Source organism: Paenibacillus sp. FSL H3-0457, assembly GCF_037981725.1.
GTDB classification, from domain to species: Bacteria; Bacillota; Bacilli; order Paenibacillales; family Paenibacillaceae; genus Paenibacillus; species Paenibacillus amylolyticus.
In genome coordinates, this window is sequence record NZ_CP150283.1 from 855,427 (window position 1) to 869,223 (window position 13,797).

At 46.3% G+C, this 13,797-nt stretch carries 12 protein-coding genes; 8 read left to right on the forward strand and 4 right to left on the reverse strand.

Features of this window, described 5'->3' with window-relative positions:
* Positions 1–314: 314 nt before the first annotated feature.
* From MHH25_RS03935 to MHH25_RS03945, 3 genes are all read left to right on the forward strand, one after another.
* A complete protein-coding gene (locus MHH25_RS03935) occupies positions 315–1,205 on the forward strand; it encodes an alpha/beta hydrolase (RefSeq protein WP_340019212.1) in 891 nt (296 codons plus the stop codon).
* Positions 1,206–1,268: 63 nt separating this feature from the next.
* Positions 1,269–2,561, forward strand: a complete 1,293-nt coding sequence (ilvA, locus tag MHH25_RS03940) for a threonine ammonia-lyase IlvA (RefSeq protein ID WP_036606060.1) — start codon at positions 1,269–1,271, stop codon at positions 2,559–2,561.
* Entirely contained in the window at positions 2,561–3,163 is a 603-nt protein-coding gene (locus MHH25_RS03945) for a GNAT family N-acetyltransferase (protein ID WP_340019213.1), read from the forward strand. Before ilvA ends, MHH25_RS03945 begins: the two co-directional genes overlap by 1 nt.
* A 149-nt stretch (positions 3,164–3,312) precedes the next feature.
* Here MHH25_RS03945 and MHH25_RS03950 read toward each other — a convergent pair whose 3' ends face one another.
* Positions 3,313–4,281, reverse strand: a complete 969-nt coding sequence (locus MHH25_RS03950) for a hypothetical protein (protein ID WP_340019214.1) — start codon at positions 4,279–4,281, stop codon at positions 3,313–3,315.
* A gap of 316 nt (positions 4,282–4,597) precedes the next feature.
* Here MHH25_RS03950 and MHH25_RS03955 point away from each other — a divergent pair, with 316 nt between their 5' ends.
* Entirely contained in the window at positions 4,598–7,672 is a 3,075-nt protein-coding gene (locus MHH25_RS03955) for a copper amine oxidase N-terminal domain-containing protein (protein WP_340019215.1), read from the forward strand.
* A 406-nt stretch (positions 7,673–8,078) separates the two neighbouring features.
* Positions 8,079–8,984 (forward strand): AraC family transcriptional regulator, encoded by a 906-nt coding sequence (locus MHH25_RS03960; protein WP_340019216.1) that lies wholly within the window; start codon positions 8,079–8,081, stop codon positions 8,982–8,984.
* A 25-nt stretch (positions 8,985–9,009) separates the two neighbouring features.
* On the opposite strand, the gene MHH25_RS03965 is transcribed toward MHH25_RS03960, so the two are convergent.
* Entirely contained in the window at positions 9,010–9,822 is an 813-nt protein-coding gene (locus tag MHH25_RS03965; RefSeq protein ID WP_100526322.1) for a DUF1129 family protein, read from the reverse strand.
* A 412-nt stretch (positions 9,823–10,234) separates the two neighbouring features.
* Between MHH25_RS03965 and MHH25_RS03970 the strand changes: the two genes are divergently transcribed.
* From MHH25_RS03970 to MHH25_RS03980, 3 genes are all read left to right on the forward strand, one after another.
* Positions 10,235–10,468: a hypothetical protein gene (locus MHH25_RS03970; RefSeq protein ID WP_047840502.1), complete on the forward strand. Its 234-nt coding sequence runs from the start codon at positions 10,235–10,237 to the stop codon at positions 10,466–10,468.
* A 253-nt stretch (positions 10,469–10,721) separates the two neighbouring features.
* Positions 10,722–11,552: an alpha/beta fold hydrolase gene (locus tag MHH25_RS03975; RefSeq protein ID WP_036606057.1), complete on the forward strand. Its 831-nt coding sequence runs from the start codon at positions 10,722–10,724 to the stop codon at positions 11,550–11,552.
* A 102-nt stretch (positions 11,553–11,654) separates the two neighbouring features.
* The gene (locus tag MHH25_RS03980) at positions 11,655–12,440 is read left to right on the forward strand and encodes a class III extradiol ring-cleavage dioxygenase (RefSeq protein ID WP_017690674.1); all 786 of its coding nucleotides are present in this window, start codon (positions 11,655–11,657) and stop codon (positions 12,438–12,440) included.
* 172 nt (positions 12,441–12,612) lie between these two features.
* Here the strand turns inward: MHH25_RS03980 and MHH25_RS03985 are convergent, their stop codons facing one another.
* Positions 12,613–12,825: a hypothetical protein gene (locus MHH25_RS03985; RefSeq protein ID WP_017690673.1), complete on the reverse strand. Its 213-nt coding sequence runs from the start codon at positions 12,823–12,825 to the stop codon at positions 12,613–12,615.
* 155 nt (positions 12,826–12,980) lie between these two features.
* On the reverse strand, positions 12,981–13,523 hold the full coding sequence (locus MHH25_RS03990) for a DoxX family protein (RefSeq protein WP_036606056.1): 543 nt from the start codon (positions 13,521–13,523) through the stop codon (positions 12,981–12,983).
* Positions 13,524–13,797: the final 274 nt, after the last annotated feature.

Here is a 13,797-nt window from a genome sequence, read left to right on the forward strand (position 1 = left end):
AATTATGCAATATGTGCAGGAACTGCGCACGAAGCAACAGGAAGGTGTATATGAGGGCCAGCCGTTTAGTAGCTGGTACATTTACCCGATCCGATCATGGATCGGGTTTTCTTTTTGTATAAGGAAAAAGGAGGGTTACCGAAACGGTGGGATAGGGATGATCCTTGCAACGTGACAGAGGAGACAGGACTGCTGTAACTTGATGAAGCAATATGGTTGTCGTATAGCATGGATTATTCTATAATGAAGTAATTGATAATCATTTTCAATTAGATTCGGTGAAAGATGACTATGCTTGTAATCAGGAGGGGAATATGAATCCTAACCCTAGCTCACATACGTTTGGTTCAAGTGCGTTTGTTCGGACCCGTGATGGTCGCAAACTACATTATATGTCCAGGGGAACAGGAGAGCTGACGGTTGTATTTGAGTCCGGTATGGGCGTCTCCAGATCAAACTGGGGACTGGTTGCACCAGCCATTGCTGAGCATGCACGTGCAGTTGTGTATGACAGGGCAGGGGCGGGACGAAGTGATGTCGACTCGGCTCCCCGCAGCCTTGAACGCATTGCAGGGGATCTTGGAGAGCTGCTGACAGCTCTGGGCCCAGGCCCATTCATTCTGGTTGGACATAGCTGGGGTGGTCCGATTGTACGGGCTGCGGCAGCTGCACATCTATCTCGATTACGTGGCATTATTCTGGTAGATCCATCAGACGAGCATTGCGAAATGTATTTTTCCAAGCTTACTAAAAAGAGCTTTGCCATCAATGGTTTCATTATTCCAATCATGGCGCGGACTGGCTTATATAAGATACTTGGCAGCAAAGCTGGAAGTGTTCAGCCTGACGATGTGGCAGCGGATCACCTCAAGGAGGATTTCACTGTACGGGCAGCCAGCACGATGCTTGCAGAAGGCAAAACATTTCTGGATGACATGGCAGGGCTCCTGGAACATCCTCCGGCTCTGGGTAATATGGAAGTTAGCGTGATCTCGGGTACGAACCCGGGCAAGGGAGAGGGGAAAATCAGACCTGCCCTCATCACGGCGCATCGCCAGACGGTGAGCCAGCTATCCAATGCGAGATGGATTGGGGCCGATCAATCGGGACATATGGTTATGTATACAGACCCTCAGGTCATTATTGATGAGATTTTACGAATGATAAATGATGAGAGCTCAGGCGCAAGAACAGAACAAAAGTGATACAATACAAAGAAAAGCAGTGCGCGACATTGCTAGACAATAAAAGCGGAGTGTGGAGACAACATGAAACCAGTTGAACAAGAACCAACGGGAACCACAAGTCCCGGTCGTGCCAGTGTTGGCATGGAAGATATCGTACGCGCACATCATGTGCTGCGTGAGGTCATTGTAAGAACGCCGTTACAGCGGGATGCTGTATTGTCGGCCAAATATAACTGTAATGTGTATCTGAAAAGGGAAGACCTTCAAGTGGTGCGTTCGTTCAAAATTCGGGGTGCCTATAATATGATTCGCAGTCTAACACCAGCCGAGATGGAGAAAGGTATTGTCTGTGCGAGTGCAGGCAACCATGCCCAAGGTGTTGCTTTTAGCTGTAATGCCCTTGGAATTAACGGCAAAATCTTCATGCCGAGTACAACACCGAACCAGAAGGTGAAGCAGGTGCGTCGCTTTGGTGGAAACAACGTTGAAGTGGTGCTGATCGGGGATACGTATGACGATGCATACGCAGAAGCAATGCGTGCATGTGACGAACAGGGCATGACGTTCATCCATCCTTTTGATCAACCGAAGATTATTGCAGGTAATGGTACGGTAGCGATGGAAATCATGGAAAGTCTCGATGAGAATGCCGACTATGTGTTCGTGACAATTGGTGGCGGAGGGTTGGCAGCCGGCGTGGGAACCTACATGAAGACCGTGAGTCCAGAGACACGCATCATTGGAGTTGAGCCACTTGGGGCAGCTTCCATGAGTGAGGCGATGTTCCGCAAACAGGTTGTGACGTTGGATGATATTGATAAATTCGTGGATGGTGCAGCGGTGAAACGGGTTGGCGATCTCACCTTTGATATCTGCAATAGTATACTTGATGACATTGTGAAAGTGCCGGAAGGCAAAGCCTGCACAACTATTCTGGAACTATATAATGAAAATGCGATCGTTGTCGAGCCTGCCGGTTCCTTGGCTGTTGCGGCGCTTGAGCAATATCGTGAGCAAATCGTGGGCAAGACGGTGGTCTGTGTTATTAGTGGGGGGAACAACGATATCGACCGGATGCAGGAGATCAAGGAACGTTCCCTGATCTATGAAGGTCTGAAGTATTATTTCATGGTTAATTTCCCGCAGCGTGCAGGAGCTTTACGTGAATTCCTGGAGGAAGTTCTAGGGAAAAATGATGATATCACCCGGTTTGAATATACGAAAAAGCATGATAAGGAAAATGGCCCTGCCTTGGTGGGCATCGAGCTGATGTACAAGGAAGATTACCACCCGCTCATTGAACGCATGAACCGCAAAGGTATCGCCTATACCGAACTGAACAAAAATCTAAATCTGTTCAACATGTTAATCTGATGAATAATTCCAAAATGCAATTAGATCACCAAGAAACATCTCCTCTGATCAGACCTGCACGCATAGAAGATGCTGATCAGGTTATTCCTTTGCTGTATCAGGCGATAGGAGACATTGCATACGCGCTTGCGGGTGAGGCGGATCATGAGAAGGCGATGCAGATTTTGCAGGAGTTCTATGTACAGGAAAACAACAGGATTAGCTATCGTCATGTGACAGTGATGGAGCAGGATGGGCTGATCGCGGGGATTCTGGTAGCCTATGATGGCGGAGAAGCAGATCGTCTGGACCAGCCGATTCTGGATCGACCTGAACGAAGCCGGGAAGAGAAGTATGCATTGGTTAAAGAAACCCGTCCGGGGGAGTATTATCTGGATACTCTTTCGGTAAGTGAAGCTTATCAGGGGCAGGGCATCGGCCGGGCACTGATGGCTGCTTTTGAGCAGCAGGGCAGAGATCTGGGTCACTCGCAGGTATCCTTGATTGTAGAACGAGACAACGGCCGTGCGCTAATGCTGTACGAACGGCAGGGATATGTCAAAGACGATGTGATTGTCATCGCAGGACATGAGTATAATCATATGGTCAAACCGATTCAATAGTGCAGGGAGCTGACCGGTTGAGTTAGTTCTGATGATAAAGCATGAAGAAAACCGCCACAGGAGCGAATCCTGTGGCGGTTTTTGTTGTGGTTATCTGTTGGGATTTAGCCTGAATTTTGGCCCGGATATTAACTTAGGAACGGATTAACTCAATAATTCGCATAGTCGCTGACCGGCACATTCTGTTCCAGCCATTTCTCGACAGCAGCGGTTTTCTCGAATTTGGCTTCGGTTACGATGTCCATGAACTTTTCGAGTTTGGTCAGGAAGGCACTGTCTTCGGATGAGTTACGTTGTAAGACAGCTTTGTAACCTTTCTGGGCATTGGCTGTCATTTTGTTCGTTTCATAGTCAAATAAAGGCGTATTATTCAGGCCATAAAAGGTATACAAGGTATAGTTATTCATCAGGTTCTTCACCTGTTGTACCCGATTGGACTTCGGATATTCGTTCAGGAATCGTTCCTGATTCAGAGCGCGATTGAGTATCTCCTGATAGCCAATGACCAGTGCACCATCATCGGCGGCAAGGTTGCTGGTTTCAACTGCCATAATATTAATGTATTGTTTGATGTCTGGTTTCACGTACGAGATATATTTCTGAAAAGCCATATAATTCATGATCGGATAGAGGGAACCTTCCAGCATAACCAGGCGATAACCGCTATCCCGTGCCTGCTGGAGCAGCGCACGCAGACTGGTGTCGTTGGTGCGGCTCATCAGTTGGGTGAAGCTATCATTCCACTTGTAGGCTTTGATCATCTTGTCTTGAACATTAGGCACCAGTAGACGGTCCGTCATGGCTGTTAACGCCTTGTTGCGGGCATTCTCCAGTTGTAAGACCATCAGAGTTGCATGATAAGTGGTGACTTGATTGATATGAGATTCGAGATAAATATCCGCGGCAGGCAAGCCGTTCTTTTTGTAGAGCATAGACTGAAATGTTTTATATATCGTTGTTGAACTGGCAGTTGTGACTTTGGTATCTGTACTGGAAGATGCGGCTGCAGCGACTCCGGATAAGGGAGCGACAGCCGTTTGGAGCAGCATGAGGATGGCGGTGGCTGTAATGAAGGTGCGCATGCCTTTACGTTTGGCAGATTGGAACGATGATGTCATAGATATGAACCTCCCGTAGTTGAGAAAATGATAGGTGTTGTTCACTAGTCACTATACATTAACCCAATTGGTGCAGGATGTGGTTGCGGAATGGTGACAAATTCTTCTGTTATTTTTAACTTTTGGAGGGTGGAAGATAGAGGAAGATTTCTGAGAAAATATTTTTTGTACAACTGGAAACTTTTGAGCCGATCGGAACGTCTTAGTTGTGCATAGGTAAATACAGGAATTAATGAAAAGAACAGCGAATCTATTTCGATGTTAACTAAATGTGAGAATGGGGATATGGGATATGAGGAAAGCGGGAGGAAAACAAGTGAAGAAGGTAATGTCAGCGCTGGCTGTATCGGCCATGCTGATGTCCGCACTTCCAACGTCGGTTATGGATGCAGCCGCGAGAATCAGCATATACATCAATGATGCAGAGTTATCATCTGCTCAGGCACCTGTCATGAAAGGTGGACGCGTACTCGTTCCGCTTCGGTCGATTTTTGAAGGATTGGATGCGAAGGTACAATACACGAACAGAACCAAAACGATTGTTGCAACTCGCGATGATCAGGAAGTTACTTTGAAACTTGGTTCCAAAACGGCATACATCAACGGGGAAGCGATATCGCTGGATGTACCTGCAAACACGATTAAGGGCAACACGATGGTTCCAATTCGTTTTGTCAGTGAAGCTTTTGGAGAAAAAGTATTCTGGAACTCACGCAATCAGCGTGTAGATATCAAGACAACAGCAACACCTCCAGTAGATGAGACACAATATGCTGCATGGAACATCTATGGTTCGGTATCCGGAAGTAACGGAGATGGTCGTGACTTGACCGTGAGCTTCACACGTCCAACTTCAGAGAAGGCGGTATCTGCTTACCGGATTATGCTGGTAAAAACTCGCGATGTGAATAGCTTCACGGAGTCCTCAGCAACTGCCGTACCTTCTGCGAACTATACATCTGTTACACCAAATGGCAGCAACCCGAAACTGACACTTAACGCGCAGACACGTGACGTGAACGGGGATTTGCTCAATAGTAATGAAACGTATCGTCTGTACGTACTGACTGTTGGTAACAGCAGCAATAATTATAAAAATGCACTGAACTGGTCTTCCCAAGCATTGAAGCTCAATAATGTGAAATCCACAGTACAGGCGGTTGCAAGTCTGCGTGCCGCAGATATTAGTGACTATGGCGATGGCCGCGATCTGGAGATTAACTTCACGCAGCCGAGCACAACATCGAACATTACGTATTATCGTGCTTTTGTAGTCAAAGCGAAGGACTCTTCTGCGTTCAATCTGGCTGCAGCGAATAAAGTGTCCAGTGCAAACTCCACGATCATATACAAAGGAAACAGTACCGCAGTGAAAAGCCAGCTGACTTCTTCGACACGGGATACGTCTGGCGAAATGATTAAAAGTGGCACAGCGTATGTGGTCTACATCTTGTCGGTAAGCACTAATACAACAACAGACAGCAAGCTGTCCGCAGCATCATCTTCACTTACGTTGTCCGTGAACACAGCAACGTCTCCAGTAATTACGCAGGTGAAGGATAACTCGGATTATGGAGATGGTCGTGACATTCAGGTGAGTTTCAACCGTTCATCAGATGAGTCCAAGGTGGCGAATTATCGCGTCTTTGTGGTGCGTAACTCGGTTGCCAGCAGCTTTAATCTGACAACGGCGAGTAACCTGTCCTCCAGTCTGTACTATACGGTGAATAAAACAGGCAACAACATTACAACGACATTACCTTCATCCATGAAGGACACAAGTGGTTATAATGTAACGAATCTGCAAGATTATCGCATCTTTGTGATGGCGGTGGGCAATCAGCAAAATGGATACACCAATGCGCTGTCAGCTTCCTCCACAGCTCTGAGACTGACAACGACCGGTAACGCGGGAGTCATTAGCAACCTGGCTGTTGCGGATATTGGTGACAACGGTGATGGGCGTGATCTACGGGTTTCGTTCAACAAGTCCGCGGATGAGTCCAGAATCTCTGGATATCGAGTATACGTTGTTCGCTCCGGTAATGCGGGCAACTTCACACTAAGTGCAGCTAATGCGTCGAACTACTATACGCAGGTGAACAAAACGGGTGGTAACTTGTCAGTTACGCTTCCGAATGCATATGATACAAGCGGTTCCCTTATTTCCAATAACGTTTCCTATCGTGTATTCGTTATGTCAGTAAGCAATAGCGGAAACTCAAGTCAAAATGCGTTGTCTTCATATTCTTCTCAGATCACACTGACTGCGAACACGGCTGTTACCGCTCCCACCAGTGTGACTGCGAAGGACATCGCGGATAACGGAGATGGACGTGATTTGCGTGTGACATTTAATCGATCGTCGAATGAGACGAACGTGTACCATTACCGTGTATTTGTAGTCAAAACTTCCAACTTGAGTGGATTTGATTTGGCGGAAGCTAATCGGAACTCCAACTTTAAGGTGGTAAATAAAGCTGGAGGAAGCGGAAATTACACGGTGACTTTAGACGATACCAAGGCAACAGATAGTACAACTATTCGCAATGATGAGAACTATCGCATATTTGTACTTGCGGTAAGTAATACAGGTAATTCATCCAATGTGCTGTCAACGGCCTATGCAGATGTTAAATTGTCCGTAACTAGTGCAGTAGGAGCAGTTACAATTACTAACGTTGAAGTTAAGAAAGAAGAGCAAGCTGCAGGTAATGCTACCGATGTAAAAGTGACATATACAAAACCAGTCCCTGATCAAGCCATTGGACGTTATGTGTTAATGGTAGTACCTGCATCTACAACTTTCGATCTAAATGCGGCCAAAAAAACTGCGAAATCCAGCAATTCACTCGATGTTTCTACAAGTACAGTTACAGAACTTCCTATTTCTTTATCCGATAGTAATGGTGACGAGATCAAAGCTGGAACATACAAGGTTGTTATTTTATCCGAATCATCTGACGGTAAAAGGGAATCAAATATAACTACGTCGACTCCTTTCATAATTAAAGCAAAAAAACAGGCACCAACGACTGTTGATAGTGTAATAGATCTAAAAACAACTGTAAGTGCTTCTTCCATTAATATAAGTTTCACTAAGCCAAATGAAGTAGGCATCGCTCGTTACGATGTGTATATCATTAAAGAAGAGAGCAGCTCAGGAACTACTGGGAGAGTTTTAACAGATGTTAGTGTAGGTGGTACTTCTTCAGGGACAGCAATAGTGGATATTGGAAATTCCGCCAATGATTCAAATAATATGGCTTTTGGAGCGGGTAAATACAAAGTTTTGGTAGTCTCAGTGGTGAGTGAGCCGACGAAATATACATCTGTCAGTGCAGAAGGCACATTTGAGATTTTGCCAGCTTCTTCTGGCAATGGTCAGTGAACTGACAATACGGGCGCGGGAACTTCAGGTGGTAATGTCACTCAATCATCTGCTGCAGACCCCTCTACGCCAGGTTCATGAATCCAGATAGACAAATGCGGTTGAAACGCATACTGGGTAATTAATTTTTAGGAATTTAAAGCCATTAACTCCCTTTCCAACCGGAAAGGGAGTTTTTAATATTCCCGCGTAGACACCGCTTAACATCCTCGCGGCAATTCACTTGATAAAAAATTTGTCGCCAGAACGGTTCCTTAGACCAATGTTGCATTTGAACCAATTATTGGATAATAAAGGGAAGTTGGCTATATAGATTGAACTAAACATTTACATGAAACGGAGTGGACAGTGTAAATATCTTTAGTTCACTTTATGTAGAAGCCTATGAGCCGAAAGGAATGATGGAATGCTTGCATTTCGTTTGACGGGCCTGCCGGATTCCCGGTTGCCGCTGTACCTGTATTGTGTTGGCACGCAGGAAGAGAAAGTTCTGCATAGACCGGATGGATTTCCGGTGTATCAGTTGTTTTTGTCAGGCGGCGGTGAAGGGCAGTTCAGGGTTCCGGGAAAAGGGACATGGACGATGGGAGCAGGGCAGGTATTCATCGTGGAACCCGAGGTTGCGCATGAGTATGTGCCTCATTCCAAATCCAAAGGGGAACTGGGTTATATCGGTATTGGCGGTACATCGGCTGGATCGGTACTACAATCCACGGGTTTGCTTCAGAACGAACCGTGCCATATCTCTGGTTTTGAAGTCATCTGGTCACGCATGACGAATCTCTGGCACGCGCTGGATCAAGGAGCAACGGAGATGTGGAACACATCAACCCTTATCTACCAGCTTATTTTGGATATAGCACAATCGAAAATTCCATCTGATGTCGGTATTGGAGGTGTTGGATCATCGATGGCCCGTGACGTAGCTGTAAAACACTCTAATCGGGAGACCGATCCGAGCAAGGATGCACTCATCCGAGCAGTAGCATTGATGCATACGCACTATCAGGACGATCTGTTATTGAAGCATGTTGCTGACGCAGTGGGTTATTCGGTGCAGCATCTCAACCGACTATTTCACCAGCATTATGGCGTGACAGGGCATCAATATATGCAACGATTACGTTTGCAGAAGGCTTCGGACTGGATGGACAAGCATCCACGAGCAAGTGTGCGAGAGGCGGCAGAGACCGTAGGGATGGAAGTGAACTATTTTATCCGGATGTTCAAGCGGGAGTTTGGAGAGACACCGGGCAAAGGAATCAAACATCGGAACCAGCTCCAAATGGAAAAAGACCTCACGAATTCGTGAAGCCCCTTAATCGCTTATATACGTGTTATGCTGTTTTCTTTTGTCCAAATAAAGGCCTTACCGTTGCAAGTCCCACAACTCCGATCACTGCACTCACCCACGGAGCCAGTGCAAATACCGGAAGTTTATCACGCAGTGGATACCCTACAAAGAGCACAAGGACCACGATGACGATGTAAATGATGATTCCCTTAAGGTTAACCTTAGGTACGGTGTTCTTGTCCGCTCCTTCATCGTCCGGTCGTTCAGCAAGACGGCGAAGCATCTCCACCAATGCGATACCGCCAACTGCCGCAACGATCAGAGAGAACAGACTGATGTGTTGGAACGGCTCCGTATCTCCGCCAGTCCAACCCACGAACAATCCCACACATCCTTGAATCAACATGACAAAAGACAAAGCCGCCCAAGCGATCATGGCATACCACTTTGGTGTCCGTTTCACAGGCTCTGGATTCTCAGTTGGCTGTGGTTCTACAGCGTTGGCATTCTTTTTCGATGAAGCTGTTGAACTATTACCACGGGTTGGGCTGGATTTACCCACCTCAACGGCAGCCGTCTTCTCCGGTGCTGTATTTGTAATCCCGAGCTGTGCATGGATGTCTTGTTCCAGATCAGGTCCGTATAACTCGCGAGCGGATTTGTTATCCCGCTGAGCCTGTACGATTGCTTTTCCTGCGGAGAGTATCCACTCTTCCTGTGTTCTCTCGTCCGCTGGCGCATGACGCGCAATTGTGCTGATCTCGTCATACAATTTCACATGTTCAGGTGTCATTCGACTCATCTCAGTTATTTGCCGATTCTGTATTTCTTTAAGCTTCTTATAGGAAATCCCCAATGATTGCTCCCCCTGTCTACACACGTTCTGATCTTCCAATGGACTGAAGACCCTGACGGTATTTTAGTATACGGGAAGGGCTCTCGTTTCGCAAAGTCATTCCTTATAAAAAAGCTGCTCATGGTGGACCCATATCCATACACAGGCCAGTATAACACAGGTGCATAACAGTACCAGTTTACCGTGATGTTGAATCCATTCCAGTAGATGTTCCATGAATTCATTCCTTTCGGCAGAAGGATTCCGAGGCATATGCTGCCTATGTTTGTTCGTTTATTTTCCCCCGTTCATGTGAAAAAATACCCTCACGCCTCACAGATCTAACGATTGTGTGAAGTATGCATAAAGAGCAGCCGATTCCATCACAATAGTAGCATTTCCAACAGAAATCCAAGATTGGAGTGTGCTTGTTATGGATAAACAAACAGAATTGACGCGGAAGCTGCTACTGAACAGCAACTCCCGTGGAGTCGTGGACGAGGTTGTATCCTTTGAAGAGAACCTGGAGGATACGGAGTATGCAGAAGAACTGACAGATGGCAATTTGAAGGGAAGAAGTTTCTGGGACAATAGTGATTCGGGTCATGAGCATGAGTGGAATGGACGGGTGGAGACCCACGAGATGTTCCGTAGAAGCTACGAATAACGATCCTGTAACACTTGATTTGAATTCCAAATGATATCCGGGCCAGCTGTCATCAGCGTGGCTCATTTTTTTGTGCTTATTATCCGATAAAATGTAGATTGGTAGTCGACGTAGAAAGGTTTTTACTTACGTTGACTTGAAGGTTACGGGATGATAATATATGAATAACATCTTAATACACACTAAACTTATCGGATTATATATATTTAATAAATAAAGCTCAACAGGCTAAGCGTGGAAAGGGGAAATCGGTATGGAACGTCAGATCAGTATCCGTCATGGACAGGAAGAATTAACAGCCACGATTCATTATCCGGTTGTGAAAGATATCAAGGAGGAGAAGAGTCAGCAGCGAGTCCCTCTGGCGGTCATCTGCCACGGCTTCGTTGGTAGCCGGATTGGCGTGGATCGTTTGTTTGTAAAGACTGCACGGGAGCTGGCTGAAGACGGTTATCTGGTCTTGCGTTTCGATTATATCGGTTGCGGAGAGAGCAGTGGGGAGTACGGAGCGGAGGGACTGGAATCCATGGTGCTGCAGACCCGTTCGGTGCTGGATTACGCGGTGAATTGCAGTGATGTAGATCCTACGCGTGTTACGCTGATTGGTCATAGTCTGGGTGGTGCCGTTGCATTACTAACTGCTGTACGTGACAAACGTGTCAAAAACCTGGTTATGTGGTCCTCCGTGGGTTATCCATTCAATGATATCGTGAAGATTACGGGACGGGAAGTATACGATGAAGGCGTGAAACTGGGTGCGGCTGATTATCTGGGATACAAATTCACACCGACGTTTTTCGAGTCTCTTGCTGAACAACAGCCATTCCAAGAAGCAGTTAAGTTTAGCGGAGATGTACTCGTCGTACATGGCACGTCAGATGAGATTATTCCTGTAGACTACGCATTCCTGTATCAAAAGGTATTCTGGATGCGCCAAGAGGGCCGCTGTGACAAGGAGATCATCTTCCAGGGCGATCACACCTTCTCTTCAGGTAAAGAGCGGGAACAGCTAATTACGCGTACCAGAGAGTGGCTTGGCGAACGTCAGAAGATCGAGCAGGATTGGCAGCACTGGATGATATAAGTGGCAGGATTACAACTGTTTGGGATGTCCGCTTGGAAAAGCGCCTTCTTAAGGGTAAAATAGAGGAGTAAGCATTCTATCCGTGTCTGGAGGTTGGCAGCAATGACATTACCCGCACTTTTCATTGCGCATGGTTCTCCCGCTCTGGCGGTGGAGAGCAATGACTACACTCACTTCTTGAACCAGCTTGGAGACAGGCTGCCGGCTCCGAAAGCCATTGTCGTATTTACGGCGCATTGGGATTGTCCTGAACCGTCCGTGACGATGGATGATACACATCAGACCTTGCATGATTTTTACGGATTTCCTTCTACGATGTATACGATGGAATACCCTGCATCTGGGCAGCCAGATTTAGCGAACGAGATATGTGCTTTGTTCACCCGCAGCAATCTGGCACATCAGCCGATTCGAGGCCGAGGGCTGGATCATGGCGTATGGGTACCGTTGCTCCATATGTATCCCGAGGCTAACATACCTGTGATTGCTGTATCTGTAGACTCGCTGCGTACGCCGCAGGAACAGTATGATATTGGCCGAATGCTGGAACAGCTACGTCATGATGATGTGTTAATCATTGGCAGCGGTGGAACGGTTCACAATTTGCGATTGCTGGGCAATACGGATGAACCGCAAGAGTGGGCGGTTGAATTTGATAACTGGATTGGGGAGCGCTTGCAGCAGTGGAACACAAGAGAACTGTTTCAATATGAGAAAAAAGCCCCTCATGCACGTACGGCGGTTCCGTCGTATGGTACAGAACACATTGCACCTTTGTTCTATGCCATGGGTACAGCGGATATGTCCCGATCAGCGAAGCGTCTATTCCAGTCTTACCCTTACGGAACGCTCAGTTTGAACTGCTGGCAGTTTGGAGACGGCGTGTAACTTGGAACAGACAACAGCCTGATTATGGTGCTTGAAGCCAGTTTCGTACGGATAACATAACGTGTATTAATGCATACAATTACAATATATAAACAAAAGAAGGTTACTGTACACCCTTGAAGGGCTACAGTAACCTTTTTTCAATACGAGGACTTATTCATGCAATAGATCTTTATTTGCGGATTTCGAACAATTCACAGTCTGTACGCGAATGATAAGCGAGCTCACTAACACTGGATTGTACCACTACGGTGTTGCTGTCAAAACGGATAATGATGCCACCGGAGTCAATCTGGTGATTATCTTTAAAAACTCGAACCTTATACTTCATATTCATGGCTTCCTGGAAGTCCGCATCGGTCTCGAGACGTCGCTGGGTCGGCATATCGTGTACTCCTTTGAAGTTCAACTTTATTTCATCATAATACGATTTTCTGTGGATGGGCAAGTCAGTCAGGCATTCAGGCTGATTTTGAAAAGTAAAAAGCCCTGCTCTCCAGGGGGATTGGGAGCAGGGCCGAGAATTCTATGAATGATTGCTTAAGCTGTTTTTTGAGTAGGGCTAATCGTTGGTGTGTCTTTAGGAAGATTTCCTTTGTTGTTACGAGTGAACAATCCGCGAAGGTAAGGCAGTACCCAGTGATCCAGACCGATTTTACCTGCATTTGCACCAGCAACGACAAGGAAGATTTCCATTACAACCAGTTGAGCATTCGTGCTTACTGTTCCCGAGAAGAGGAACGCGAAGTTCATGACCATAGCCATCAGTGCTGCTAGTGTAGTGAAGCAACCGAGGATGAGACCCAAACCTACAAGGAATTCACCCAATGGGATAACGAAGTCGAACAGTCCTGCGTTTGGTACTGCGAATTTCTCAAGGAACGTTGCCCACCATGCTTGAACTGCTGGATGATCACCTGTTGCTTTTTCTACCGCACCGGCCAAGAACCCGCCAGCTTGGAATCCGCCAGTCAATTTGCTCCATCCGTGAGTCATCCAATCATAACCGATATACACCCGAAGTACTGTCAAAATCCACATTGCTACTTTGTTTTCTCTAAGCCATTGGTTTGTGCTGAACATATGAACCACTCCTTCATGGAATCTAGTGTGTGTTGTTTTTGTTTTTCTAAGTGATCACCTTTGATGTCTTTATTGTATAGTTCAAAAGTTGTTTTGTTTGTGATTAAAATCACAATCTAGTTCAAATTTTAAGTAAGGTTTGAGAAGTTCACATTTAGGACATATTTTTCTCGCAAATCGCTGTTTCAAATGTGAATTTCAAGCTGTATCAAGGCCTTCTAGGCGCAGACAAATCGGATGGGGTGTGATTAAATGGAAAGAAATACGTGAAATG